This is a genomic window from Rhizobium sp. K102 (genome assembly GCF_022385315.1).
In the GTDB taxonomy this organism is placed as follows: domain Bacteria; phylum Pseudomonadota; class Alphaproteobacteria; order Rhizobiales; family Rhizobiaceae; genus Rhizobium; species Rhizobium croatiense.
The window spans coordinates 1,267,364-1,293,691 of record NZ_CP092436.1 but is presented as its reverse complement, the minus strand read 5'-3'; the positions used below and the strand labels follow the sequence as shown (position 1 = coordinate 1,293,691).

The window sequence follows — 26,328 nt, the reverse complement described above, 5'->3', positions numbered from 1 at the left end:
CCCCGCCGTCCGTTTCTAGGCATAGGGTTCAAATTTAACCTTTCTTAGCAAGTCTCTGTTAGCAATTCGAAATGGGCGGTTGCCACTCATCATGGATGTTGCCGCTGATCTCTGTTTTGCGTGCGGGTTCTTATGCGTCCATCGGCTGTGCCAGCAATTCTCCTCGCCACCCTGATCCTCTCCGGATGCGCCTCCAGTTCCGGCGCCGAAGATGTGCTCACCCCTGTGGCTTCGAGTGAAACCACCAATGCGATCACGAAGCCGAGCGGCCCGATCCCGGCTGCCGCTGTGGGTGATACTGCCCCACAGGCAAACACCCACCAGCAGGCGCTGAGCTGGACGGGCCCGGTTCCGCAGCCGCAAGCGCTGCTGCCCGCGGAAAGACCGGTCGGCATGCCGATGCCGACGGAAAGACCCGTCGCGATGCTCATGCCCGACAACCCGGCAACCGATCCCGGTGTCCGCACGAAATTGCCGTCGCGCGGGCGAATTTACAGCCACCGTTTCCGCGACGCCAAGCCGATCAACTTCGGCAGAACCTCGCCGAGAAATCTGGCCGTGCACGGCGTCGACGTATCGCGCTGGCAGGGTGAGATCGACTGGGAGACACTTCGAAAGCAAGGCGCGAACTTCGTATATATAAAAGCGACGGACGGCGGCGATCACCTCGACCCGATGTTCAAGAAGAACTGGCGACGGGCAAAGGAAGCCGGCCTGAAACACGGCGCCTATCACTTCTTCTACTGGTGCCGGACGGCAGGCGAACAGGCCGACTGGTTCATCCGCAACGTGCCGAGAGAAGCAAACGCGCTTCCGCCCGTGATCGACGTTGAATGGAACGGCGAATCGAGCTGCAAGCGGCGGATTTCCCCCGCCCGCGTCCGGGAAAAGATGCAGGTGTTCATGGACAAGCTGGAGCGCCATTACGGCCAGCGCCCGATCATCTACACGGCACCGGATTTCTACCGCGACAATTTGAAGGGCCAGATGCTCGACTATCCCTTCTGGCTGCGCTCGGTCGCCGCCCACCCCTCCAAAGTCTATCCGGGCCGCAAATGGGTCTTCTGGCAATATTCCGGTTCGGGTCTTTCCGATGGCGTCGATGGCAAGATCGACCTCAACGTCTTCAACGGCAACGAAAGCGATTGGCACGACTGGTTGGCATCGCGGTAGCGATGATCCCGTGCCAATCCGGAACAAGCGGTACGGCAGTACGTGCGTTCGCTAGATCTTTGCTAACGCAACGCCTTCAGCATTCTCTAAATCCTTGTCGGTAAAAGACGATTATCCAGTTCTGGGGAAACGGCTGATGAGCATATCGGGCATCACGAACATTGCTCTTTCGGGCATGCGGGCGCAGACGACGCGAATCGGCGCGATCGCCAACAACGTCGCCAACAGCAGCACGCCGGACTATGCCAGACTGAATACCAGCCTCACCTCCGTTGCATCAGGCGGCGTCCAGGCCGCGGTCAACCCGACGGCGTCGGATGTCGATCCGGCCACCGGACTGACCGATCTCATTGAAGCCGAACAGAGCTACAAGGCGAACGCCGTTGTCTTCGAGACCGGCGCCGATATGTGGGAAATGCTGATGAGCATCAAGCGCGACTGAGCGCTACTCGTATGTCGTCACGCAGTTGCGGCTGCCGATCCTGCCGGACTATCGGAATTTCCTCACGATTGCCGAAAGAGCGAACATAATGCGCTAGCGCTGCCGCCGTGGCTCTGACGGAGATATCCGCCAGCCTGAGACAGACCGTTGTCAGGAATGCGCCGGTTCGCTTTGGCGCTGCGCGGCAAGGGCCGCGAGATCGGCGGGCTTCAGTTCGACGGATTCGCCGCAGCCGCATGCCGATGTCTGGTTGGGGTTGGTGAAGGTGAAGCCGGAGCGTAGCGTCGTCTGCTCGAAGCCCATTTCGGTGCCGAGGAGATAGAGAGCTGCCGATGGCTCGACCCAGACTTTTGCACCATCACGCTCGATCAGGTCGTCCTTGGCATTCGGCTCCGTCACCAGGTCGATGGTATATTCCATCCCGGCGCAGCCGCCCTTCTTGATGCCGACGCGAACGCCCTTGGCCTCCGGCCCGGAATTCTCGACGATTGCCTTGACGCGGGCAGCGGCCCCGTCCGTCATGCTCATGATTGCAAAGCCCATCGGCCCATTCTCCTTCCGCAACCGGGGTCAAGATCCGGCGCATCGTGACTCAAATGTAGTACCCTGAGGTAAACGGATCAATACCGCGGGATGTCAATACCAGCCGACGGCGACCTGCGCCTCTTCCGACATGCGGTCCGGTGTCCACGGCGGATCGAAGGTCATTTCGACCTCGACGCCGGACACGCCTTCGACAGCGCCGACGGCGTTTTCCACCCAGCCCGGCATCTCACCGGCGACCGGGCAGCCGGGCGCGGTCAGCGTCATCATGATCTTCACCATCCTGTTGTCCTCGATGTCGATTTTGTAGATCAGACCGAGTTCGAAGATGTCGGCGGGAATTTCCGGGTCGTAGACGGTTTTCAACGCGCTGATGACGTCGTCGCTCAGCCGTGCCAGTTCATCGGCCGGAATGCTGGAATGCACGATGCCTTCGCGCACGTCGATCTTCTGTTCGCTTTCGTCCAGGCTCATCACGGACACTCCTCAAGCAAAGAACTTGCGCGCATATTCAAGCGCATCGGCCAGGGCATCGACCTCGGCGCGGGTATTGTACATGCCGAAGGATGCACGGCATGTGGCGGTGACGCCGAAGCGTTTCAAGAGCGGCATGGCGCAATGCGTGCCGGCACGCACCGCAATGCCCTGCCGGTCGATCACCATCGAGACGTCGTGGGCGTGGATGCCGGCAAGCTCGAAGGAAAAGATACTGCCCTTGTCGGGCGCCGTACCGAACACGCGCAGCGAATTGACCGATTTCAGCCGCTCGACCGCGTAAGCGGCAAGATCGGCCTCATGGCGGGCGATCGCCTCGCGGCCGACCTTCTCCATATAGTCGAGCGCATAACCGAGCCCGATCGCCTGGACGATCGGCGGCGTACCGGCTTCGAAGCGATGCGGCGGATCGTTGTAGGTGACCGCATCCTCGGCAACCTCGAAGATCATCTCGCCACCGCCCTGGAAGGGGCGCATCTCGAAAAGCCGCTCCTTCTTGCCGTAGAGCACGCCGATGCCCGACGGGCCGTAGAGCTTGTGGCCGGTCATGACGTACCAGTCGCAATCGATATCCTGCACGTCGACGGGCAGGTGCACGGCGCCCTGGCTGCCGTCGATCAAGACCGGAATGCCGCGTTCATGCGCGATGCGGCAGACCTCCTTGACCGGAACGATCGTGCCGAGCGCATTCGACATATGGGTGATGGCGACGAGCTTGGTGCGCTCCGTCAGGCTCTTCTCGAAATCCTCGATATGGAAGGCACCCTCGTCGTCCACCGGCACCCAGACCAGTTTGGCGCCCTGCCGCTCGCGAATGAAATGCCAGGGCACGATGTTGGAGTGGTGCTCCATGATCGTCAGGACGATCTCGTCACCTTCGCCGAGCTTGGGCATGCCCCAGCCATAGGCGACGGTGTTGATCGCTTCGGTCGAATTCTTGGTGAAGACGATGTCGTTGACCGAAGGGGCGTTGAGGAAACGGCGGACCTTTTCGCGCGCGCCCTCATAGGCATCGGTCGCGGCATTGGAGAGATAATGCAGGCCGCGATGCACATTGGCGTATTCGTGGCTGTAGGCATGCGAGATCGCGTCGATCACCGACTGCGGCTTCTGGGCCGAGGCGCCGTTGTCGAGATAGACCAGCGGCTTGCCGTGCACCTTCTCCGCCAGGATCGGAAAATCCCGGCGGATGGCTTCGACGTCGTATTGCGTGGCCGGCACGATCTTGTCCATGGCTATATCCGATCAGGCGTGCTTTTCGAGCCAGGCCGAAATCACGCCTTCCAGCGCCTCGACCAGAGCCTCGTCTTCCAGTTCTTCGACGATCTCGGCGACGAAGGCGTTGACGAGCATTGCCCGCGCCTTGTTCTCCGGAATGCCGCGCGCCATCATGTAATAGAGATGATTGGCGTCGATATCGGTCACCGTCGCGCCGTGGCCGCACTGGACGTCGTCGGCGAAGATCTCGAGCTCGGGCTTGACCGAGAACTCGGCATCGTCCGACATCAGAAGCGTGTTGCACGCCATTTTGGCGTCGGTCTTCTGCGCATCGGGCGCCACCCGGATCATGCCCTGGAAGACACCCTTGGCGCGGTCGAACACCACGTTGCGGATCACCTCGGTCGAGCCGGTATGCGGCACGTCGTGGCCGAGCACCATCGTCACGTCGGTATGGCTCTCGGCCCCGAGCAGGTTGATGCCGCGCAGCGTCAGATCGGCGCCCTCGCCGGTCACCTTGATGTGCAGTTCCTGGCGCACCAGCCTGCCGCCGGCATTGATGACAAACAGGCGAAGCTTGGCGTCGGCGCCGAGATCGACGCGGATCTGGCCGAGATGCGTATCGTCGGCACCCTGCTGCTGCAGGATGATCCAGGTTAGCTCCGTGCCTTTGCCGACGGTGATGTCACTGACATGGGACACGAAGGCAGCATCGCCCGTCACCGCACGGTGACGCTCGATAACGGTTGCCTTGACGCCGGCGCCGAAGGAAACGGGAAGGCGCGTATGCGTCTGCCCGCCGGCATGGATGAACTGGATCTCGAGCGGATTTTCAAGCTCGGTATCATCAGGCACGTCGACCACATAGCCGTCGCGCACGAAGCTGCCATTGATGCGGCCGACCGCATCGTCGCTGCCGAGCGCATCGAGCCCGCCTGCGGCCGAGCCGTCACGCAGACGTTCGTTATAGGCTGACACGCCAAGGCCCTCTGCGACCGCCTTCTGATTGGCGTGGCCCTGGATCACCGCCAGCACCCTGGAACCCGCGACGAGCGGCTCAAGCGGGTCGGAGCCGGCGTCGCCTGCCTGCGGCGGCAAGCCGCGCAGCAGGTTTTTGAAGTCGGTGTAATGCCAGGCTTCGATGCGGCGCGTCGGCAGGCCGGCCTTCTTCAGGTCATCGAGAAGCCGGTCGCGCAGCGCCGTCACCATGCCGTTGCCCGGCAACTCGCCGATCTGCTGGTTGAAGGCGTCGATCAGCGCCGTTTCGGCCGCGGTCAGGCGACTCGTCGTCTGCATGTTCATGGAGGTCGTCCTTTCCACCCGAACTCAGGCCGCCGCGCCGATGATATCGGCATAGCCGTTGGCTTCGAGCTCATGCGCCAGCGTCTTGTCGCCCGACTTGATCACCTGCCCCTTGTAGAGCACGTGAACCGTATCAGGCACGATATAGTCGAGCAGGCGCTGATAGTGGGTGATGACGACGACAGCGCGATCGGGCGAACGCAACGCATTGACGCCGTCGGCGACGATCTTCAGCGCGTCGATGTCGAGGCCCGAGTCGGTTTCGTCGAGCACGCAGAGCTTCGGCTCCAGCAGCGCCATCTGCAGGATCTCGGCGCGCTTCTTCTCGCCGCCGGAGAAGCCGACGTTGAGCGGCCGCTTCAGCATCTCGGTGTTGATCTGCAGCTTGGCCGCAGCATCCTTGACGCGACGCATGAAATCCGGCGTCGTCAGTTCGTCCTCGCCACGCGCCTTGCGCTGCTCGTTCATCGCCACCTTGAGGAACTGCATGGTGGCGACACCCGGGATTTCGACCGGATACTGGAAGGCAAGGAAGATACCCTTGGCGGCGCGCTCGGACGGATCGAGCTCGAGAATGCTCTCGCCATTATAGAGAATGTCGCCTTCGGTGACTTCGTAGTCGCTGCGGCCGGACAGCACATAGGAGAGCGTCGACTTGCCGGAGCCGTTCGGCCCCATGATCGCGGCAACTTCGCCAGCCTTCACGGTGAGGTTCAGGCCACGGATGATCTCGGTGCCGTCTTCGGCAATGCGGGCATGAAGGTTTCTGATTTCAAGCATCTTTGGTTCCTGCGTTTTCTCTGCGTAGCTCATCGGAGCCTCGCGTAATTTCTAAGGACATCGACATGTTGTGCTCGGCGCTATCGCCAAAAAAAACGGAAAACGCGGAAAACCGCGACCGTTACGAGCCAAACCCATTCGAGAAATTCCGGGATCCCTTGCATGATCTTTCCCGGTTTTTCCATGCGCTGCCGGAGAAACACATAAGGCTGCTCCGGCGGCTTTTCCGTCTCGTTTCTTTGCCCGCGGGGGCGAATTTTCGCCAATATTTCCCCGCGCATATTCTCCAGACGTTCAAGAATGCGCTTCTTGTCCGCCTCGTCCATGTCAGCCCACAGAGCCTTCCAGCGAAATACTGATCAGCTTCTGCGCCTCGACAGCGAATTCCATCGGCAGCTCCTGCAGCACTTCCTTGACGAAGCCGTTGACGATCAGTGCGATTGCCGCCTCCGTCGGGATGCCGCGCTGCAGGCAGTAGAACAGCTGGTCCTCGGAGATCTTCGAGGTCGTCGCTTCGTGCTCGAACTGCGCCGTCGAATTCTTCGCTTCGATGTAGGGCACCGTATGGGCGCCGCACTTGTCGCCGATCAACAGCGAATCGCATTGCGTGAAGTTGCGCGCGTTCGACGCCTTGCGGTGGGCCGAGACCTGGCCGCGATAGGTGTTGTTGGAAACACCGGCCGCGATGCCCTTGGAGACGATGCGGCTCGACGTGTTCTTACCGAGATGGATCATCTTGGTGCCGCTGTCGATCTGCTGATGACCGTTCGAGACGGCGATCGAATAGAATTCGCCCCTGGAGTCGTCGCCGCGCAGAATGCAGGACGGGTACTTCCAGGTGATCGCCGAGCCGGTTTCGACCTGCGTCCAGGAGATCTTTGAGCGGTCGCCGCGGCAATCGCCGCGCTTGGTGACGAAATTGTAGATGCCGCCCTTGCCTTCCTTATCACCCGGATACCAGTTCTGGACCGTGGAATATTTGATCTCGGCATCGTCGAGAGCCACGAGCTCGACCACGGCGGCATGCAACTGGTTTTCATCGCGCTGCGGCGCCGTGCAGCCTTCGAGGTAGGAGACGTAGGCGCCCTCTTCCGCGATGATCAGCGTGCGCTCGAACTGGCCGGTGCCCTTCTCGTTGATGCGGAAATAGGTGGAAAGCTCCATCGGGCAGCGAACGCCCTTCGGCACGAAGACGAAGGAGCCGTCGGTAAAGACAGCCGAATTCAACGTCGCGTAATAATTGTCCGAGGTCGGCACGACCGAACCGAGATATTTCCGGACGAGATCGGGATGTTCGCGGATGGCTTCCGAAATCGACATGAAGATCACGCCGGCCTTCTTCAGCTCCGCCTTGAAGGTGGTGACGACCGAGACGCTGTCGAAAACCGCGTCGACGGCGATCTTCGGCTTTTCGACGCCGGCCAGGATCTCCTGCTCACGCAGCGGGATGCCGAGCTTCTCATAGACCTTCAACAGCTCCGGATCGACCTCGTCAAGCGACTTCGGACCCGGCGTGCTCTTCGGCGCGGCGTAGTAATGGATGTCGTTGAAATCGATCTTCGGATAATTGACGCGCGCCCAGGTCGGCTCTTCCAGCGTCAGCCAGCGCCGATAGGCTTCCAGACGCCATTCCAACATCCATTCCGGCTCCTGCTTCTTGGCCGAAATGAAGCGGATGATATCCTCGGACAGGCCCTTCGGCGCCTTGTCCATTTCGATGACGGTCTCGAAACCGTATTTGTACTGGTCCACATCGATCAGGCGCACCTGGTCGATCGTTTCCTGCACGGCAGCCATTTCATTCTCCAATCTCGCCGGATCCAAGGTCCGGCAGCTTGTAGCATATGGGCAATCGTCTCGCCCTTCATGTCGGGCAATACTTTGCCCTGATGGTCGGGCAATTCCTTGCCCTGATGTAAGAGGCCAAAAGGGACTTTTCAGCCCGATTGGCAAGCAGAAATTTGCGTTTCCGCAAGTTTATGATGCGGTCAGGCCGCCTCGCCCGCCGACCTCCGCCGGCAGGCGATCTTCGCAAAAGCGGCAACCGCCCTGTCTATGTCTTCTGCCGTGGTCGAGAAGCCGAGCGAGATGCGCAGCCCGCCGAGCTTGGCGTCGCGGCCCATCGCCGTCAGCACATGGCTTTCGCCAAGCCGTCCCGACGAGCAGGCCGAGCCCGCCGAGAGCGCGACACCTTCGAGATCGAAAGCGATCTGTCCGGTCTCGGCCTTCAACCCCGGCAGGGTGAAGAAGATCGTATTGGCGACGCGCTCGCCGCTCTCGCCATGGATGATCACGTCGGCGGCGTGCCGTCGCATGCCTTCCTCCAGCCGCTCGCGCAACGCGCCGATTGCCGCATTGCGCGTCTCCAGCTCGCCCGTGGCCGTCTCCGCCGCCGCGCCAAAACCGATCAGCGCCAGCGAATTCTGTGTCCCCGAACGGTGACCACGCTCCTGCCCGCCACCCTGGATCAGCGGCCGCGGCATCAGCGCCTCGCCGCGCGCAATCAGTGCGCCGGCACCTTTCGGCCCGCCGATCTTGTGCGAGGAGACGATCATGAAATCGGCACCGATCCTGTTGATATCGAGCGGGATACGGCCGGCCGCCTGCACGGCGTCGACCACGAAAAGTCCGCCATGGGCATGCACGATTTTTGCCGCCGCCTCGACCGGCTGGACAATGCCCGTCTCGTTGTTGACGAGCATGACGGCGACCATCGGCAGGCCGGCGGCCTTGTCATGGGCAGCAAGCAGGCGATCAAGCGCGTCGAGATCGACGATGCCGGCTTCCGTCACCGGAATCTCGGTCATCTTCTCCTTGGAAAAGCGCCCGCCTTCGCGCACGGCGGGGTGTTCGATCGCCGAAAAATAGAGACCGCCAAGCTGAAGCGGCGTACGCCCCATGCGGAAATCCGGCGTCAGCACCAGATTGGCGGCTTCCGTTGCGCCGCTGGTGAAGACCACATTGCCGGCATCGGTGCCGGCCAGTGCCGCTACCTTGCGTCGCGCGCCTTCGATGGCGGCGCGCGCGGCGCGGCCCTCTCCATGCACGCTGTTCGGATTGCCAAACACGTCGATGGCGCGCATGATCGCCTCGCGCGCTGCCGGGTGCAGCGGCGCTGTGGCATTCCAGTCGAGATAAAGGCGTGGCGGCGCCATGATCTTCAGTCCTGCGCTTGACGAGCTTGCTTCAGCACCCGCGGTTCATTTTTCTTGAAATTTCCGCCGGGCTTGCCTTATGACACGTTCCACGAAGCGTGGATCGCCATGCAAGTTTCGAATTGTTCTAAACTGCGTTTTAGAAAAGCTGACAACGTTAGTCAAGTCATGTTGTCGTCCAACGCAGCGCGAACGCGAAATAAAACCCGGAGTACCAATGCCCGAAGTAATTTTCAACGGCCCAGCCGGCCGTCTTGAAGGCCGCTACCAGCCCTCCAAGGAAAAAAGCGCGCCCATCGCCCTGATCCTGCATCCGCATCCGCAGTTCGGCGGCACGATGAACAATCAGATCGTCTACCAGCTCTTCTACATGTTCCAGAAGCGCGGGTTCACGACGTTGCGCTTCAATTTCCGGGGCATCGGCCGCAGCCAGGGCGAATTCGACCACGGCGCCGGCGAATTGTCGGATGCCGCCTCGGCGCTCGACTGGGTGCAGAGCCTGCATCCCGATTCGAAGACCTGTTGGGTCGCCGGTTATTCCTTCGGTTCCTGGATCGGCATGCAGTTGCTGATGCGCCGGCCGGAAATCGAGGGCTTCATGTCGATCGCGCCGCAACCCAATACCTACGACTTCTCCTTCCTGGCGCCCTGCCCCTCCTCCGGCCTGATCATCAACGGCGAGGCCGACAAGGTGGCGCCGGAAAAGGACGTCAACGGCCTAGTGGAGAAGCTGAAGACCCAGAAGGGCATTCTTATCACCCATCGCACCGTTGCCAACGCCAACCACTTTTTCAACGGTCAGGTGGAGACGCTGATGAGCGAATGCGAGGACTATCTCGACCGCCGCCTCAACGGCGAACTGGTGCCGGAACCGGCCGCCAAGCGGATCCGCTGACGCGCAACGCGAGCCCTTTATCCGTCGAGCGGCGGTCGGACCCTAGGCGGACGCGTCGGCCGGTTGCCGTAAAGAGTTAGAGTTTTGACCGCATCGCGGCGGTCAGCTCGAAAGCGGTGCCGGACACTCCATCGATCAGGATCGGCGCGCGTTCGCGCATGCCGATCTTCCTGAGTACGCGCTGCGAGGCGACGTTTTCGGGATGCGTGAAGGCGATGAAAGCGGGCGCAAGTCTGCTTTCGAAAAACCAGTCGGCTAGGGCGCTTGCCGCTTCCGTTGCCAGGCCCTTGCCCCACGCCTCCTCGATCAGGGAATAACCGAGCTCGAACTGTTCGCTCCTGAACCGCGAAATGCCGGCGCGGCCGATGAACCGGCCGTCCTCCCGAGGAGCTTGTATTTGGTTGTGCCGTCGCGCACCTGCTCCTCGAACCAGCCTCGCAGATGCCGTTCCGCCTTCTCGAGGGTCCACGGCGCGTTGCCGGCAAGAAATTGCGTCGTTGCCGCTGTCGAATGCAGCCACTGTACCAGCGGCGCATCGCCTTCGTTCCACATGACGAAACGCAGCCGCGACGTCCGAAGGATCAGCCGCTCATCACTCATGGCCTTGCCAGCACCCCACCGCTGACGGGAGCGTCAACGCCGGTCGTGCCCGGAAATGTCAGCGGCAGCCCGTCCAGCGAGCGCACGGCGAGATAGGCCCAGGCTTCGGCCTCCATCGCATCGCCGTCGAATCCGGCTTCCTCGGCGGTCAATACCCGTGATCCCTGCCCTTCGGCCATGATTGAAAACTCCGCCATCAGAGTGGCGTTCAGCCGACCCCCCCCGCAGACGATATAGACCGACGGCCTCTCGGGCAGGAAACCGGCAGATTTGACGATCGAGGCGGCAGCGACGTGCGCGAGTGTACGGGCACCATCTTCGAGGCTCGCCTCCTCGGACCGAAGCGGGGCGAAATCGCCGCGGTCGAGCGAACGGCGGACATTGCCGCGGAAGAACGGGCTTTCCAGATATCGCTCCGCGAGAGCGGTCACGACCTTGCCGCGGCCGCCGATCTCGCCGCCGGGATCATAGGTCTTGCCGGTCTGCATCTCCACCCATTGGTCGATCAGCGTATTGCCCGGCCCGCTGTCGAAGGCCGATATGCGGCCGTCAGTGCCTATCGAGGTCAGATTGGAGATGCCGCCGATGTTGACGAAGCAGACCGCCTGTCCTGCCTGCTGGAATTTTCCGGCGAGCGCGGCGTGATAGGCCGGCACCAGCGGCGCGCCCTGCCCGCCATGGACCATGTCGTTGGCGCGCATGTCGTAGACCACCGATATGCCGGTTCGCCGTGCGAGGTCGCCGCCGTCGCCGATCTGAATCGTCAGTCCTTCGTCGGGCCGGTGAAGCACGGTCTGACCATGAAAACCGAGAACATCGACGGCATCGGCTGACAGCCCGAAACGCTCAAGGAATGCCGTAACGGCAATTGCATGCCGTTCGGTCAACTCAAGCTCGATGTCACGAAGTTCCGCGGGTCGCTCGCACCTATCGGTTAGCGGACGCGCCAGGTCCAGCGCCCGCTTGAGCCGCTCGCGAAATTCGGCCTCATAGGGCAAACCGAGAAATGGCCCGCGCTCGATGAAGCCGCGGCCATCTGTCCTGATCAGCGCGACATCGATTCCATCCATCGACGTGCCGCTCATCAGCCCGATCGCGGTTCTGATCACGTCCATGAGGCTTGCCTCCCATGCGATTCCCGGATGCACTTTTGTAAAAACAGTGCTAAACGCGCCGCGACAGATCAACAACAACGAAGTTGCGTAAGGCCAAACGGGACCGAGCGCAGACACCAAGAGACGAAAGCCATGTCCGAGTTCAAGTCCGATTTCCTCCGCACGCTGAAAGAGCGCGGCTTCATCCATCAGGTATCCGATGAAAGCGGCCTCGACGATTTGTTCGCGAAGGAGGTCGTGACGGCCTATGTCGGTTACGACGCAACCGCGACCAGCCTGCATATCGGCAATTTGATCTCGGCCACCATGCTCTACTGGCTGCAGGAGACCGGCCACCGGCCGATCGCGCTGATGGGGGCGGCACGTCGATGGTCGGCGACCCCTCCTTCCGCGATGAGCAGCGCAAGCTTTTGACGCCGGAGGCGATCAATACGAACATCGAGGGCATCAAGAAGATCTTCTCGCGCATATTGCGCTTCGGCGATGGTCCGACTGATGCCTTCATGGTCAACAATGCCGATTGGCTGATGAAGCTCAACTATGTCGAATTCCTGCGCGACGTCGGCCGGCATTTCTCGGTCAACCGCATGCTCTCCTTCGACAGCGTCAAGCTGCGCCTCGATCGCGAGCAGTCGCTCTCCTTCCTCGAATTCAACTACATGATCATGCAGGGCTACGACTTCGTCGAACTCAGCCGCCGCTACGGCTGCCGCCTGCAGATGGGTGGCTCGGATCAGTGGGGCAACATCATCAACGGTGTCGATCTCGGCCACCGCATGGGAACGCCGCAGCTCTACGCGCTGACGACGCCGCTCCTGACCACGAGCTCGGGTGCCAAGATGGGCAAGAGCGCCTCCGGCGCCGTCTGGCTGAACGAGGACGTCTTCAGCCCCTATGATTTCTGGCAGTACTGGCGCAACACCGAGGATGCCGATGTCGGCCGCTTCCTGAAGATCTTCACCCGCCTGCCGCTTTCCGAGATCGCCAGACTCGAAGCGCTCGGCGGCGCCGAGATCAATGAGGCGAAGAAGATCCTCGCCACGGAAGCGACCGCCATCGTCCACGGCCGTGAGGCCGCCGAAGCGTCCGCAGAAACGGCCCGCACCACCTTCGAGGAAGGCCGGGTCGCCGAAAACCTGCCTTCCGTCGAGATCCCGGCCACCGAACTCGACGGTGGCATCGGCCTGCTCTCGCTGATGGTCCGCGCCGGCCTTGCCGGCTCCAACGGCGAAGCCCGCCGCCACGTCCAGGGCGGTGCGGTGCGCATCAACGACGAGGCGGTCAGCGACGAACGCCGGCTGATCGGCAGCAATGAAATCACCGCCGACGGCGTCATCAAGCTCTCGCTCGGCAAGAAGAAGCACATCCTGATCCGCCGCGCGGCGTAGGCGGATTCAATTCCGAACAGATATCAAAGCCGGCGCCCGCGCCGGCTTTTTCGTTGCCCAATTTTGCAGTTGGCGCACACCCCTCACTCGACACCAGGCTGAGACGTCGCGTCCGTTCGTTCAGCCTCCCGGAAGACATAGGGCGGCGGGTCGACGTCTGGTGCGCGCGTCACGCGTGACCACCAGCTGATCGAGAACGTCGGCGGCGTCACGGTCGCATCGAGGGGGACTGTCAGCACATGGGCGGAACGGATGAGCTCCGGCGGCCTCAGCCGCGCGCCCTTATCCGCAGACTGCGAAGCCTCGCCTGCTGCAGCGGCGATCACCGCGACCGATATGAAAGAGACTGTCCGAGCGCACTGCATGGCATCCTCCGACATTGCGTCGACCGTTGTTTGCCGGATTCACATTACATCAGAGTTATCTAAAATAAGCAAAGCATCACTATTCGACTTACCTGATCGAACCTTTTCCGCCCGCCGGGATTTGCGACCAGATGGATTGGGGGCGCCGGCACGATCAACGATCTCGACGATCTCTCAGGCGCAAGAGATTTAGCGCTTCTGCCTTGCCCGTCTCACTGAAACTCGAAGATTTGCCGGAAAACACCGGGCGCGATGATCGACAGCGGGTTGATCTGCAGGTTCGGCTGATCGAACTTGCCGGTCAGCTTGAAGGTGATGCCGATCAGGCCGCGGTCGCTGCCGTTGCCGAGAATGACGCCAATCAGCGGCAGTTCGGCGAAGAGGCGATTGAGGCCGTAGGCCGGCATGAAGGTGCCGGTCATGTCCATATTGCCCTTGCGGTCGCGCACCACGCCCTGGAAGGTCGCGCCGATCTGGTCGCCGCGCAGCACCCCGTTCTCGATGCCGATCATGCCACCCCGCGAAACGATGCGGGCAAAGCCGCGCTGAAAGCGTTGCGATGAAGTGTCGATGTCGCGTTTGACGGCCTCGTTGAGGCTGCGCTGCTCGTTTCCGACGGGTGTCGACACGATCGAGCGCAGGCGCTGTTCGTTGACGATCGAGAAACGGCGCACATCGAGCGAGCCGTCCCAGTCGCCCTCAGCACCCAACCGGATCGCCAGATTGAGCAGGCCGCCCTGCATGTGCTGGTAGAGATCGGCGAAACGGGAAACCGCGCCGGCATCGCCGCTGGTGATATTGATGACGCCGCCATCCTTCATCTGGCTGACGACGGCCTCGCCGCTGTCGGTAACGCCGGAAAAATTCAGAGCCTGCAGCTTGTCGCCGCGCAGTGACACCTGTGCCTGGAAATTGCCGACCTTTTCGTCATTGAAACCGACGACGTTTTTCAGCTTGGCCCGCACCGACACGCCGATATTGTCGCTATCGCCGCCCTCGTCGCTGTCCGAGCCCGATTTCAATCGCGCGATGACCGGCCGCGCATCTGCGCTGGTTCCTGAAACGGAGACGTCGAAATTGCCCTTGCTGCGCTTCACCGACAAGGCGAAATCATCGAGCGAGGAGAGCCTGACGCTGTCGAAATCCGCGGAGATTAGGCCCGTCTTGCCGACGTTCAGCGATCCAGTGGCGCCGAAGCCGTCCCCCTTCAGCCGGAAATTCTTGATCTCAGTATTTTCGGGCGGGCCGGACATCTCGAATTCCGCGGATGCGGCAATGCCGCTGCCTTTCGACCAGCCGATCCAAGGCAGGTCGAGCATCGACTTGGTGAGGTCAAGCTGAACATCTTGCCGGTCGTCGTCTATCCGCGTCAGCACCATCTTCAGGTTACCCCTGACGATATCGGAAAGCCCCGGCATCACCTTGCTGCGCTGATCATCCGAGAGTGTCGCCGTGATCACGCGCTGCCGCTCCACGCCAGACGACGCTTCGACCGGCTCGGTCAGATCGATATCGGCGGGAATGCCGTCGATCTCGCCCTTGGCGTCGAGCGTGATCTGCTTCGGATCGCCATTCAGCATGCCGCTGACATTGCTGATCGTGCGGCCGGAAAACGGCTTGGCCAGATCGACGTCGGCGAGCTTCATGGCGGCCTTCCACTCGGCCGGCGGCGGGTTTTGCGACGACAGCAGTCCGAAATGCGCCTTCACATTCGCGTCGATGTGTCCCTTGAAATCGTCGGGCGTAAAGCCGGCGCGCTGCAGCACCCGGATCGGTTTGTAGGTCAGGAGCTCGCCGACGGCGTCCGCCGCACCGGAGACCGCAAGATCGATATCGGCCATCAGCGGTTTGTCGTAGGCGGAAGGGATGACGAACGTTCCCTGCCCGAGACCGACGGACCGGCCGGAGGGGAAATAGGAGGTGCCGCTCTTGATCGAAATCGTCGCAACCGGGCCGGTCAGATCGAAATGCGCCGCCGTATCGCGCACCGGCGGAATGTCGCCGGCCACGTTCATCCGCGCGCCGGCAATGTCGAAGCCGATGCGGATCTGGTTGGCGTCGAGCTTCAATCCCTTGCCGCCGGCTGCCTCGTCAAGCCGTCCGAACGGAATGAAGACGGATATGGCAGCGTCTGTGACGGTGCCGCCGAAAAGATTGCCGTGCACCCATGTGCGTACCTTGGGCGCCATCCAGAACGGCCAGAGCTGCTTGATCGCCGTCGTCTGCAGCTCTCTGGACTGCCCGGCAAAGCTGATTTCCGGCGACTTATCGCCGAGCCTGACGTGCAACGCCCCGTAAAGCGCGCCGAGCGGGCTGGAAACGGTCATGTTGGGAAACAGAAATTCCCGGCCGGCGACCAGATAACGCCCGGTCGCCTGGATATCGAAGGAGAGAGGCTGTTCGCCGGAGGCGCCAGGCGCGGCGGTGCCGCCGCTGACAAGCAGGTCGATGCCGAAACCCTTGCCGGCCTGCGGGTCGAGCTTGTCGAGATCAATCAGCGCGCCGTTGATGGGAACCGTGGTCGCGCCGAACCGGGCGTTCGACTTGGCGATCTCGAGCGTCTGCTTGGCGAAATCATAGGCGAGGTTGATCTGCCCGCCCGACAGCTCCTGCGGATCGCCATCCGCATAAATCAGGCCGGGATCGATATCGACCGTTGCGGCAAGCGCCGGCTGCACGCCATCGCGCTCCCTGGTCGCCGACACCGTCAGGTCGACGAAGGCACTGAGCCCCTGCCGTATCACCCCCTGATCGTTGCGTTTCAACGCAAAGGGCGTGAGGTCGGCATGGTTGAGCGTCGCCACCAGCTTCGACACCCGGCCGCCGTCCTTCTCGGCCAGCACGTCGAGCTCCGCCACCTCGCCGTTCAGCGCAACCTCACCTCGCAATTGCAGCGAGGATGGCCCGGCATGCGCAAAGACAAGATTGTCGACGACGAGCGACAACGGGCCGTTTGCGGTACCGGCCAATTTGACGTCGATGCCGGAGATGCGCACGGAATTGGTCGAGCCGCGTGTCACGATGCTGTCGAACATGTCGAGCTGCGAGAAGATCCTCTCCATCGCCGCCGGCATGGCGTCAATGCGCAAATCGTCGAGCTTGACGGGGTTGCCGGAGGGCAGAAGCGCTGTGTCGAGCGCGATATCCTCCGCTTCGATATCGGCAACGGCGATACGGCCGCGGAAAAGCTGCAGCGGATCGAGCCCCAGCCGCACCGAACCCGTCGTCGACAGGTGCTGGCCGCTCTGCTGGTCGATCATATTGACGTTGCGCGCTTCGAGCGCCAGCCGGAAGTCAGAGGTGAATCGGATGACGGTGGAGCCGACTTCGGCGCGGTAGCGCGGTCCGGCCACTCCGTTCAACGCCGCCTGCGCCTGCTGCGACAGCGGCTTGTCGAACATGCCGCTCTCGACGGTGAAGACGATGGCGCCGAGGATCAGGAGAATCAGTCCCAGAAATCCCAAGGTCAGCTTCGCCGTGCGGCGCATCGGCGAGCGAGGCGGCGGGCAATAAACGATGATCGGATCCTCGGCCTGGGCGGACGGCAAGCGGTCCAGCGCAACGATATCCTTCTTGCGAAACGTGACCTTTTCGCCGCGGATGGCTGACATGCGCCTTCGGGCTCTCCCTTAAATCGAAGAATTGAACCCGGCCATGCTGGACGGGTTTCCGTCCACTATATAATTCGGGAGAGAGAGTGTCATCCACAAACCCGGCAAAAGAAAGGTTTTCCCAATGGCGGTTCCCGGCATCGGTGCCCTGGCCCCCGATTTCAACCTCCCCCGCGACGGCGGCGGCCGTGTCTCGCTGTCCGATTTTCACGGCAAGCCGCTGGTGCTGTTCTTCTATCCCAAGGATGACACGACGGGCTGTACTGCCGAATCGTTGGCTTTCACGGCGCTGGCGCCGGAGTTCGAAGCAGCCGGTGCCGCCGTGATCGGCATGTCGCCCGATTCGGCCGCCTGCCATGACAAGTTCATCAGGAAGCACCGTCTTTCGGTGGCGCTCGCCTCGGACGAAGACAAGACGACGCTGCAGGCCTATGGCGTCTGGAAGGAAAAGAGCATGTACGGCCGCAACTTCATGGGCGTCGAGCGCACGACCTTCCTCATCCGCCAGGATGGCACGATCGCCACGATCTGGCAGAAGGTGAAGGTGCAGGGCCATGCCGAAACCGTTCTCGAGGCCGTCAGGAATCTGGCCGCGTGACCGGTGATCTCGCGATAAGCTCGTTGCGCGGCGGCGCCATTGACGCCATCCGTTCGGCCGATCTCGACCGCAAGACGGCCCTTGCGCAGGAAAGCGCCACCCGCTGGTTCGCCCGCCGGGTGTCGCTGCGCTCGCCGCTCGACGCCGCCCTGCCGGAACGGCCCGGCCGTCCCGACAAACCGGTGCTGACGCCGCCGACCCAGGTGGAGAAACGCTCGCTGCACACGCTGAAAGGCCGGATCGCCCTGCTGCATGCCATCGCCCATATCGAGCTCAACGCTGTCGACCTGGCGCTCGATATCGTTGCCCGATTCGCGACCGAACAGGTGCCGAATTCCTTCTTCGACGGCTGGATGCAGGTCGCTTTCGAGGAGGCGAAACATTTCCGCATGGTACGCGCCCGCCTCAACGATCTCGGCGCCGATTACGGCGATCTTCCCGCTCATGACGGGTTGTGGCAGGCGGCCCATTCGACGCGCAACGACCTGACGGCAAGGCTCGCCGTCGTGCCGCTGATTCTCGAAGCCCGCGGCCTCGACGTCACACCGTCGCTGCAGGCCAAGATGCGTGAGACCGGCGATCTCGAAAGCGCTGCCGTGCTCGACGTCATTTATAACGACGAAAAAGGCCATGTCGCCGTCGGCGCCAAATGGTTCCGTTTCCTCTGCGCCCGCGAAAAGCGCGATCCGGCAAAAGCCTTCCAGGAGCTGGTGCGCGCCAATTTCCGCGGGCCGCTGAAGCCGCCCTTCAACGATCTCGCCCGTGCCGAAGCCGGGCTGACACCGTCTTTCTACCGCTCGCTGGCATCGATCAGCCACGCCTGAGGTGATTGATTTTCTGACGCAAATGGCGGCTGCGAAAGCATTCGTTAACCATAACGGTGTCTAATTTCCGAAAGAGGCGTAGAGCATCAATCGGGAGAGCCTGCGTGAACAGCGGACATCAGCACCGGGTATTCGGCAAGCGGGCGCAGGAACACATCCTCATCCTGGCAAGCGGCGACAAGGTGCGCCACATGACGGTCCGGCCGTGGATGGCGGCGCTTGCCTTCTGCTTCGTCGGCGTCTTCTCGATCGGCTATCTGCTGGCGACCTCCTACCTCGTGCTGCGCGACGACCTGATCGGCGCCACCATGGCGCGCCAGGCGCGCATGCAGCATGACTACGAGGACCGCATCGCCGCCCTTCGCGCCCAGGTCGACCGCATCACCTCCCGCCAGCTTCTTGACCAGCAGGTGGTCGAGGACAAGGTCGACAAGCTGATGGAGCAGCAGCTGGCGCTCACCTCGCGCCACGGCAAGCTCGACAATCTGCTCGACCGCGCCGAAAGTTCCGGCCTGACGGAAAAGGACGGCACCCAGCCCGCGCCGTCACTGCCCGTCCAGTCCTTTGCCCCCGATATCAAGGACAAGCGCGCTTCGCTCACCGGCGGCATCGAGGCGATCGAGAGACAGCTGGCGAGCGGAGCGCCCGCCGACGCGATGCCCGGCAATTCGACGCTTGCCTACGCGCCGTCCGCCGAGACGGTCGGCGACCGCGCCGATCGCGTCTTCTCCAAGGTGACGCTGTCGCTGAAGGATGTCGAGCAAGACCAGCGCAACCGCGTCGAACAGCTGACGAGTGACGCCGGCCACGCCGCCAGCGCCATCGAGACCGTGCTGACCCGCTTCAAGATTCCTGTGCCTGAGGAGACGGCCGCCGCCAGGCAGGAGGAGGAGAGCGCCGTCGGCGGCCCCTATCTCGAACCAGAGAGCAACGACGACTTCAACAATTCGCTGGCCGCCCTCGACGGCGCGCTGACCCGGCTGGAGGCCGTGCGCAGCACCGCCGAATCCCTGCCCTTCCGCAACCCCGCCATCGGCAAGGACGTCACCAGCCCCTTCGGCAACCGCCGCGACCCATTCCTCGGCCGCCTGGCGCTGCATTCCGGCATCGACTTCCGCTTTTCGCCGGGCGAGAGAATCCGCCCGACGGCGCCCGGCAAGGTCATCGCCGCCGGCTGGACCGGCGGCTACGGCAATATGGTCGAGGTCGACCACGGTAACGGAATCTCGACGCGCTACGGCCACATGTCACAGGTTCTCGTCAAGGTCGGCGACACGGTCGGCCGCAACGATGTCATCGGTCTTGCCGGCAGTACCGGCCGCTCGACCGGCACCCATCTGCACTATGAAGTGCGCCAGAACGGCCAGGCGGTCGATCCAGTATATTTCATGAATGCCGGACTTAAACTCGCCACCTACATCAAGTAATAGCCGTCAGGTAACCATCGCTTCACTCTGCACGGAGTGCGCCCTCTCTATTTCTTGACTTGCCGGCCATTCGGGGCTATGTCGCGCTGCATTGCGGCATGCAATCCCGCCGACTCGTTCAGAGCTCGGCCGAACCGGAACGGAAACAGTTTTCCCTTTGACGACATTTGCTGACCTTGGCTTGAGCCAAAAAGTGTTATCCGCTGTTACCGACGCGGGCTATACGATCCCCACACCTATTCAGGCGGGGGCCATTCCCTTTGCGCTCGAACGCCGCGATATTTGCGGCATCGCGCAGACCGGAACCGGCAAGACGGCATCCTTCGTTCTGCCGATGTTGTCGCTATTGGAAAAGGGCCGCGCCCGCGCGCGAATGCCCCGCACGCTGATCCTCGAGCCAACCCGCGAACTCGCTGCCCAGGTCGCCGAGAATTTCGAGAAGTACGGCAAGAACCACCGTCTGAACGTCGCGCTGCTGATCGGCGGCGTTTCCTTCGAGGACCAGGACCGCAAGCTTGAGCGCGGCGCCGATGTGCTGATCTGCACGCCCGGCCGCCTGCTTGACCATTTCGAGCGCGGCAAGCTTTTGATGAGCGGGGTCGAGATCCTCGTCATCGACGAGGCCGACCGCATGCTCGACATGGGCTTCATCCCCGATATCGAGCGCATCGCCAAGCTCATCCCCTTCACCCGCCAGACGCTGTTCTTCTCGGCAACGATGCCGCCGGAGATCCAGAAGCTCGCCGACCGCTTCCTGCAAAATCCCGAGCGCATCGAGGTGGCAAAGCCGGCATCGGCCGCCAAGACCGTGACGCAGCGCTTCGTCGCCTCGCACAGCAAGGACTACGAGAAGCGCGCGGTTCTGCGCGAACTGGTGCGCGCCCAGGGTGAACTGAAGAACGCCATCATCTTCTGCAACCGCAAGAAGGATGTCGCCGACCTTTTCCGCTCGCTCGAGCGCCACGGCTTCTCCGTCGGTGCTCTGCATGGCGACATGGACCAGCGTTCGCGCACGATGATGCTGCAGAGCTTCCGTGACGGCAATCTCCAGCTGCTGGTCGCCTCCGACGTCGCCGCCCGCGGCCTCGACATTCCCGATGTCAGCCACGTCTTCAATTTCGACGTGCCGATCCATTCCGAGGACTACGTCCACCGCATCGGCCGCACCGGCCGTGCCGGCCGGTCGGGCGCCGCCTTTACGCTCGTGACCAAGCGTGACACCAAATTCGTCGATGCGATCGAGAAGCTGATCGGCGAAAAGGTCGAATGGCTGAGCGGCGATGTGAATTCACTGCCGCCGGCCGAAGAAAGCGCCGACAACGAGCGCCCGCGGCGCAACAGCCGCGACCGCGGCGCAAAGGGTGAGCGGGGCGAGAGGGATCGTGGGCGCGGGCGCGGCAGTCGCGGCGCCGCGAGTCATAAATCTGATAACGACATACAGGATAATGACGTCCAAGTGATCGAAGCAGCACCAGCAAGGGCCGAAGTCTTGAAGAACGAGCGCAAAGCAGAGCAGAAGCCGCAAAACAATGCGCGCAACAATCGGCCCTACCCGGCAAACGACGACAGCCGCGACCGCCGCCGCCATCGCGATCACGACGACGGCCCGACCCCGGTCGGTTTCGGCGACGACATCCCCGCCTTCATGCTGATCGCCGGCAGCGCCAAGGTCTGAACATCCAATGGGCAGGCCCGGCCATGATTTCCCGGGCCTCGGCGTTGGTCTGGTGATCCTGCGAAACGACAAGATCCTCCTCTATAAACGCGTGAAATCCGCCTGAAGCTGGCTACTGGAACATTGTCGGCGGCAAGGTCGATCACATGGAGCCGGCTGAAGAAGCCGCACGTCGCGAGGCCGAGGAAGAAACCGGCCTCAAGATCGGCCGGATCGAACGGATTGCCGTGACCGAACAGATCATCGCTGCCGACCGCCAGCACTGGATGTCTATCCTTTATCTCGCCCGCGATGTCGAAGGCGAGCCGCAATTGACCGAACCGGACAAGCTTTCGGATTTCGGCTGGTTTGCCCTGACGGATTTGCCCACGCCCCTGTCGGCCTTCACCAAGGCGGCAATATCTGCTTTGCCGGCCGCCGAACAGCGTTAATGCATGTCGCCCGGAAGTGTGCAGCGGTTCCGGGACAACGACATGCATCAAAACAAAGAGCTAAAGCGCGTTGCGTGAATCAAATTTGATGCGACGCGCTTTAGTCCTCGGCGCGTAGCGCCGCCTCATAGGCAAGCCTTACCCATTTCGCCATCAGATCGGGATCGTCGTAAGCCTCTTCGGGGATCGACCAGTAGGGCATCTTCACCGGCTTGCCCTTCTTGCCCTCATAGGCCCATTGCGTGGCGCCGGCGGCGGCAAATTCCGGGGCGCTTGTGTCGTCGGCCTTCAGCAGCATCTCGTCGCGCACTTCGACTGCAACGATGCGCCCGAGGTGATAAATGCCCTTGCCGCCGAACATGCGCTTGATCGTGACTGGGCCGAGCCCCTGAAACATTTCCTCGATCCCGGCATTGTCCATTCTCTATTCCCTCGAAGTTCCGGCTGCTCCGATCACAGCGTATGATAATCCCGGTTCAAGTAAATGAGCGCCGGATGCTTCTCGCTGAAGCGGACGGCGGCGACTTCGCCGAAGATGACGTTATGCGTCGGCATTTCCTTGATGTCGGTGACCCGGCAATCGAAGGCGGCAAGCGCATCGGCAAGGACCGGCGCGCCGGTGACGAGCGTGTCGAAACGGGCGCTGGCGAAGCGTTCGTCATCGGCAAGCGCCGTGCGTCCGGAGAAAGCGTCGGCAACGCCCTGGTGGTGAGCGCCGAGCGTGTTCAGCACGAAGATACCGCTGCGGAAAAAAATCTCGTTCTTCGGATTGGTGTTGTTGAGGCAAATCAGCACCGAGGCCGGATTATCCGAGACCGAGCAGGCGGCTGTGATGGTGACGCCCCGGCGCATGCCTTCCATCACCGTCGTCACGAGTTGCACATGGCCGGCATAACGGCTCATGGCATCGCGATAAAGGCCGGGGTCGATATGCTGCCTGTTCAACAAGTGCTTCTCCGTACGCTCTTCTGCCGACTGCATACATCCATAAATCGGAATCGATTTAAGGACAAAATTAGGCGGCAATTTAAAGTGCTGCAGCGTCCTTTGCGTCACCGAAAGGACGTCCTGCGCTGCAGTTCGACTTTCCATCGCGCCAATATGGCGAGCATGGGTTACCTTTTCTACAATAGGACCGGTGAAAAGCATTGGGTTACGCTTGTTTTTCTTTGACGATCGCGGCCTTGCGGATAAAAGGGCATGGACGATGGCTAGGGATCTCCGCCTTTCATGATCAACCTGCGTGGCATAGCAGCCGTTCTGATGCTGCTGGGAGCGGCGGCGCAAGGCCACGCGGCCGGCGTGACGATCGGCGTCGTTGCCCCTGAAAATGGCCCGCTCGCCCTGCTCGGCGCACAGATTGCCGCCGGCGCCGGTTTCGAGATCCAGCAGTCGGGCAATACGCTCGTCGCCGTCAACGAGACCTGCGAGGACAATAGCGGCGTGGCAGTCGGCGATGCGCTTGTCGCGGCCAAGGTGCAGATCGCCGTCGGCTTTCTCTGCAGCGAGACGCTGGAAGGCGCCCTGCCGAAGCTGAAGGATGCCGGCATTCCGGCGATCACCGTCTCCGTGCGCTCCCGCATCCTGATGGAGGATGCGCTGAAAAACGCCTGGCCGCTCTTCCGCATGGCGCCCGCCGATGGCGCCGAGGCGGCAAAGATCAACGAAGTGATCCTGAAGAATTGGGCAGCCGACCCGATCGCCCTGATCGAGGACGGCACCATTCACGGCCGCGAACTGACGGAAGCGGTGCGCAACGCGCTGGAACAGAACGGCCTGAAACCGGTCTTCACCGATACCTATCGCCCGGGGCAGGAGCAACAGATCGCTCTTGTCCGCCGCCTGAAACGGGCCGGCGCCACGAGGGTCTTCGTCGGCGGTGACCGTAACGACATCGCCGTCATCGCCCGCGACGCGGAAGCCGAGAACATCCCGCTCTCCATCTTCGGCGGCGACGCCATGCGCGCTGCCGATCTGCCACTTCCACTCGGGTCCGGCGTGCGCGCCGTCGCCCTGCCCGAATATTCCGTTCTGCCGGAAGCCGCGGCGGCGGCCGAAACGTTGCGCGCCAAAGGGATCGAGCCGGAAGGTTATGTCCTGCCGTCGCTGGCGGCGGCATTGATTGCCGGCCAGGCAGCAGAAGCCGCCGCTGCGGCCGGCAAGCCCCTGCAGGAGACGCTGCTCGGCACGACATTCCAGACCCCGGTCGGTGCCGTCGCCTTCACCGGCACGCATGAACTTTCGCAAAACCCGTACCGCCTGCTCGAATGGAGCGGCAACGGCTTTTTTCCACCGGCTGCGCCGACGCAATGAGCGGCGGCCAGCCTTGAATTCCGGCGCCGGGCTCGGCCGGCGCCCATACGGAGTAAGACTTGATGACGCTGCCCATTCGCATTGCCCCCTCGATCCTCGCGGCGGATTTCGCCAGGCTCGGCGAGGAGGTGCGCAATGTCACCGCCGCCGGGGCCGACTGGATCCACCTCGACGTGATGGACGGGCATTTCGTGCCGAACATCTCCTTCGGCCCCGATGTCATCAAGTCGCTGCGCGCCTATACTGGCGCCACCTTCGACTGCCACTTGATGATCTCGCCGGTCGACGACTATCTCGAAGCTTTCGCCAAGGCCGGCTGCGACCGCATCACCGTCCATGCCGAATCCGGGCCGCATCTGCATCGGTCGCTGCAGACTGTCCGCAATCTCGGCAAGAAGGTCGGGGTGACGCTCAATCCGGCAACCCCGCTCAGCGCCATCGAGAACGTGCTCGATGATGTCGACCTCATTCTCATCATGTCGGTCAATCCCGGCTTCGGCGGACAGAAGTTCATTCCGGCGATGGCAGCCAAAATCGCGGCGGCAAAGTCGCTGATCGGTGACAGGCCGATCGAGCTTGAGGTCGACGGCGGCGTCACTGTGGAAACGGCGCCGGCAATCGCCCGCGCCGGCGGCAACGTCCTCGTCGCCGGCTCGGCGATTTTCAAGGGCGATACGGTCGAGGACTATCGCCGGACCGTCACCGATCTGCGTCAGGCAGCCGAAGGGGGACGAGCATGAAGAAGCAGCTTTTCTTAGGCGGCCTGCTCGCCGCCGCACTCGCCGGTCTGCCCGGCGTGTCACTTGCCGGCGACATTGCCAGCATCCAGCCGATCGGCTTTTCCGCCGACGGCAAGGTCTTCGCATTCCAGGAGTTCGGCCTCAAGGAGGGCAGCAATGTCCCCTATTCCAACACCTATTTCATCGATACCGATAAGGGCCAGTATCTCGAGGGCACGCCCTTCCGCACCGAGCTGACCGACAAGGACGCCAATCTTTCCAAGGCGCGGCGGCAGAATCTCACGGCGGCGCGCGGCCAGATGGACAAATACGATCTGCTGACCAACCCCGGCCTGATCGCCGCCTTCAATCCGCCGACCGAACTCGGCTCTCCGGCAAAGACGCTGCGCTACACCACGCTTGCGAGCGACGGCCCGCCGAAATCGCCCTATACGCTCTCGCTCGGCGAGTTGCCGATCGCGGTGCCGAAGGACTGCGCGGCGATCGCCAAGCGGGTCCTCGGCTTCAGCCTGCAGATGATCGAGAAGGAAGGCGCTCCGAACCGGCAGGCAGCGCGCCAGGCGCAAACGGTTCCGGCCGAGCGCGCATGTTCGGTCGAATACAGGATCGGCGGCGCCGTCGTCTATCAGCCGGACGCCGCAAACCAGGTTCATATCGCCCTGGTCCTGGCCTTCGATGCGCAAAGGAACGGGCGCTGGATCGCCGTTCCGGTTCATCCCTGAGCTGGTTGCCCGACATGGAGCGCCTCAGGGCGGCATGGCCGCCCTACTCCCATCTGATCCTCGGCGCCTTGCTTTGGGCCGTGCAGATGCTCGTCTCGGCTATGCTGGGTCTCTATCTGCGCAACGGCCTGGAGACGAGCCGGCTTGCTGAAGTCGCCGCGCTCTATTTCCTCGGCGGCCTGCTCGCCTGGCCCTTCGCTTTGCCGGCCGCCCGCTTCCTCGCCTATGGCAAGCCGCCGGAGGCGCGTTTCGCCGCCTTTTTCGTGACGCTGATCGCGGCCACGATCGCGATGACGGCCTTCCTCTTCGCGATGGAGTATCGGATCTTCTATTCGCGCTGGCACGCGCCCTTCGGAAGCGGCATCTGGGTGTTCCAGTTCATCTTCACCAGCATCAGCGCCGTCTATCAGTTCCTGGTGATCGGTCTGCGCCTTTTCCTGCCGCTCGGTCTCGTCTGCCTTGTCGTCAGCAGCTATTATCTTGCCAAACGCATGCGTTGAGATTGCCGCCCGTCTT

24 protein-coding genes and 3 pseudogenes are annotated in these 26,328 nt (G+C 62.4%); 13 read left to right on the top strand and 14 right to left on the bottom strand.

What is annotated here, in order from left to right; all coding sequences use genetic code 11:
• The first annotated feature begins 132 nt into the window (after window positions 1-132).
• Window positions 133-1,173 carry a glycoside hydrolase family 25 protein gene (locus MHI61_RS12225; RefSeq protein WP_239792204.1) on the top strand — a complete coding sequence of 347 codons (1,041 nt, stop codon included), beginning with the start codon at window positions 133-135 and terminating at the stop codon, window positions 1,171-1,173.
• Window positions 1,174-1,309: 136 nt separating this feature from the next.
• Window positions 1,310-1,615: a flagellar basal body rod C-terminal domain-containing protein gene (locus MHI61_RS12220; protein ID WP_239792203.1), complete on the top strand. Its 306-nt coding sequence runs from the start codon at window positions 1,310-1,312 to the stop codon at window positions 1,613-1,615.
• Between the two features lie 150 nt (window positions 1,616-1,765).
• Here MHI61_RS12220 and sufA read toward each other — a convergent pair whose 3' ends face one another.
• The 8 genes from sufA to MHI61_RS12180 all read right to left on the bottom strand — a co-directional run bounded on the left by sufA (window position 1,766) and on the right by MHI61_RS12180 (window position 9,108).
• Window positions 1,766-2,158, bottom strand: a complete 393-nt coding sequence (gene sufA, locus MHI61_RS12215) for a Fe-S cluster assembly scaffold SufA (protein ID WP_097583882.1) — start codon at window positions 2,156-2,158, stop codon at window positions 1,766-1,768.
• Between the two features lie 93 nt (window positions 2,159-2,251).
• Window positions 2,252-2,632, bottom strand: coding sequence for an SUF system Fe-S cluster assembly protein (locus MHI61_RS12210; protein ID WP_097583884.1), 381 nt, complete (start codon window positions 2,630-2,632; stop codon window positions 2,252-2,254).
• A 12-nt stretch (window positions 2,633-2,644) separates the two neighbouring features.
• Window positions 2,645-3,886 (bottom strand): cysteine desulfurase, encoded by a 1,242-nt coding sequence (locus MHI61_RS12205; protein ID WP_239792202.1) that lies wholly within the window; start codon window positions 3,884-3,886, stop codon window positions 2,645-2,647.
• Window positions 3,887-3,898: 12 nt separating this feature from the next.
• Complete coding sequence (gene sufD / locus MHI61_RS12200) at window positions 3,899-5,173, bottom strand: Fe-S cluster assembly protein SufD (protein ID WP_239792201.1); 1,275 nt, start codon at window positions 5,171-5,173, stop codon at window positions 3,899-3,901.
• A 24-nt stretch (window positions 5,174-5,197) separates the two neighbouring features.
• Entirely contained in the window at window positions 5,198-5,953 is a 756-nt protein-coding gene (sufC, locus tag MHI61_RS12195; protein WP_222144224.1) for a Fe-S cluster assembly ATPase SufC, read from the bottom strand.
• Between the two features lie 80 nt (window positions 5,954-6,033).
• Window positions 6,034-6,279 carry a hypothetical protein gene (locus MHI61_RS12190; protein WP_239792200.1) on the bottom strand — a complete coding sequence of 82 codons (246 nt, stop codon included), beginning with the start codon at window positions 6,277-6,279 and terminating at the stop codon, window positions 6,034-6,036.
• Window position 6,280: 1 nt separating this feature from the next.
• A complete protein-coding gene (gene sufB, locus MHI61_RS12185) occupies window positions 6,281-7,750 on the bottom strand; it encodes a Fe-S cluster assembly protein SufB (RefSeq protein WP_097665920.1) in 1,470 nt (489 codons plus the stop codon).
• Window positions 7,751-7,941: 191 nt separating this feature from the next.
• Window positions 7,942-9,108 carry a cysteine desulfurase family protein gene (locus MHI61_RS12180; RefSeq protein ID WP_239792199.1) on the bottom strand — a complete coding sequence of 389 codons (1,167 nt, stop codon included), beginning with the start codon at window positions 9,106-9,108 and terminating at the stop codon, window positions 7,942-7,944.
• A gap of 217 nt (window positions 9,109-9,325) precedes the next feature.
• Here MHI61_RS12180 and MHI61_RS12175 point away from each other — a divergent pair, with 217 nt between their 5' ends.
• Window positions 9,326-10,003 (top strand): alpha/beta hydrolase, encoded by a 678-nt coding sequence (locus MHI61_RS12175; protein WP_004675601.1) that lies wholly within the window; start codon window positions 9,326-9,328, stop codon window positions 10,001-10,003.
• A gap of 76 nt (window positions 10,004-10,079) precedes the next feature.
• Here MHI61_RS12175 and MHI61_RS12170 read toward each other — a convergent pair.
• Window positions 10,080-10,603, bottom strand: a pseudogene (locus MHI61_RS12170) (GNAT family N-acetyltransferase).
• Window positions 10,600-11,718: an anhydro-N-acetylmuramic acid kinase gene (locus MHI61_RS12165; RefSeq protein WP_239792198.1), complete on the bottom strand. Its 1,119-nt coding sequence runs from the start codon at window positions 11,716-11,718 to the stop codon at window positions 10,600-10,602. The pseudogene MHI61_RS12170 and the gene MHI61_RS12165 overlap by 4 nt, the downstream one beginning before the upstream one ends.
• A 132-nt stretch (window positions 11,719-11,850) precedes the next feature.
• Here MHI61_RS12165 and tyrS point away from each other — a divergent pair.
• Window positions 11,851-13,106 (top strand): annotated as a pseudogene (tyrS, locus tag MHI61_RS12160) (tyrosine--tRNA ligase).
• An 83-nt stretch (window positions 13,107-13,189) separates the two neighbouring features.
• On the opposite strand, the gene MHI61_RS12155 reads toward tyrS, so the two are convergent.
• Window positions 13,190-13,471: a hypothetical protein gene (locus MHI61_RS12155; RefSeq protein ID WP_239792197.1), complete on the bottom strand. Its 282-nt coding sequence runs from the start codon at window positions 13,469-13,471 to the stop codon at window positions 13,190-13,192.
• A gap of 212 nt (window positions 13,472-13,683) precedes the next feature.
• A complete protein-coding gene (locus MHI61_RS12150) occupies window positions 13,684-17,082 on the bottom strand; it encodes an AsmA-like C-terminal domain-containing protein (protein ID WP_239792196.1) in 3,399 nt (1,132 codons plus the stop codon).
• A 124-nt stretch (window positions 17,083-17,206) separates the two neighbouring features.
• On the opposite strand from MHI61_RS12150, the gene MHI61_RS12145 reads away from it, so the two are divergent.
• From MHI61_RS12145 to MHI61_RS12125, 5 genes and pseudogenes are all read left to right on the top strand, one after another.
• Window positions 17,207-17,680, top strand: a complete 474-nt coding sequence (locus tag MHI61_RS12145; RefSeq protein ID WP_239792195.1) for a peroxiredoxin — start codon at window positions 17,207-17,209, stop codon at window positions 17,678-17,680.
• Entirely contained in the window at window positions 17,677-18,504 is an 828-nt protein-coding gene (locus MHI61_RS12140; protein ID WP_239792194.1) for a ferritin-like domain-containing protein, read from the top strand. The genes MHI61_RS12145 and MHI61_RS12140 overlap by 4 nt, the downstream gene beginning before the upstream one ends.
• 104 nt (window positions 18,505-18,608) lie before the next feature.
• A complete protein-coding gene (locus MHI61_RS12135) occupies window positions 18,609-19,931 on the top strand; it encodes a M23 family metallopeptidase (protein WP_239792193.1) in 1,323 nt (440 codons plus the stop codon).
• A 157-nt stretch (window positions 19,932-20,088) separates the two neighbouring features.
• Window positions 20,089-21,606, top strand: coding sequence for a DEAD/DEAH box helicase (locus tag MHI61_RS12130; protein ID WP_239792192.1), 1,518 nt, complete (start codon window positions 20,089-20,091; stop codon window positions 21,604-21,606).
• Between the two features lie 7 nt (window positions 21,607-21,613).
• Window positions 21,614-22,037, top strand: a pseudogene (locus MHI61_RS12125) (NUDIX domain-containing protein).
• Window positions 22,038-22,137: 100 nt separating this feature from the next.
• On the opposite strand, the gene MHI61_RS12120 reads toward MHI61_RS12125, so the two are convergent.
• Entirely contained in the window at window positions 22,138-22,458 is a 321-nt protein-coding gene (locus MHI61_RS12120; RefSeq protein WP_239792191.1) for a TfoX/Sxy family protein, read from the bottom strand.
• A 32-nt stretch (window positions 22,459-22,490) separates the two neighbouring features.
• Window positions 22,491-22,985: a flavin reductase gene (locus MHI61_RS12115; RefSeq protein ID WP_239792190.1), complete on the bottom strand. Its 495-nt coding sequence runs from the start codon at window positions 22,983-22,985 to the stop codon at window positions 22,491-22,493.
• 282 nt (window positions 22,986-23,267) lie between these two features.
• On the opposite strand from MHI61_RS12115, the gene MHI61_RS12110 reads away from it, so the two are divergent.
• From MHI61_RS12110 to MHI61_RS12095, 4 genes are all read left to right on the top strand, one after another.
• Window positions 23,268-24,350: an ABC transporter substrate-binding protein gene (locus MHI61_RS12110; RefSeq protein WP_239792189.1), complete on the top strand. Its 1,083-nt coding sequence runs from the start codon at window positions 23,268-23,270 to the stop codon at window positions 24,348-24,350.
• Window positions 24,351-24,412: 62 nt separating this feature from the next.
• Window positions 24,413-25,090 (top strand): ribulose-phosphate 3-epimerase, encoded by a 678-nt coding sequence (rpe, locus tag MHI61_RS12105; RefSeq protein WP_097605134.1) that lies wholly within the window; start codon window positions 24,413-24,415, stop codon window positions 25,088-25,090.
• The gene (locus tag MHI61_RS12100; protein ID WP_239792188.1) at window positions 25,087-25,812 is read left to right on the top strand and encodes a DUF2259 domain-containing protein; all 726 of its coding nucleotides are present in this window, start codon (window positions 25,087-25,089) and stop codon (window positions 25,810-25,812) included. The genes rpe and MHI61_RS12100 overlap by 4 nt, the downstream gene beginning before the upstream one ends.
• 14 nt (window positions 25,813-25,826) lie before the next feature.
• On the top strand, window positions 25,827-26,312 hold the full coding sequence (locus tag MHI61_RS12095) for a hypothetical protein (RefSeq protein ID WP_097583915.1): 486 nt from the start codon (window positions 25,827-25,829) through the stop codon (window positions 26,310-26,312).
• The last annotated feature ends 16 nt before the right edge of the window (window positions 26,313-26,328 follow it).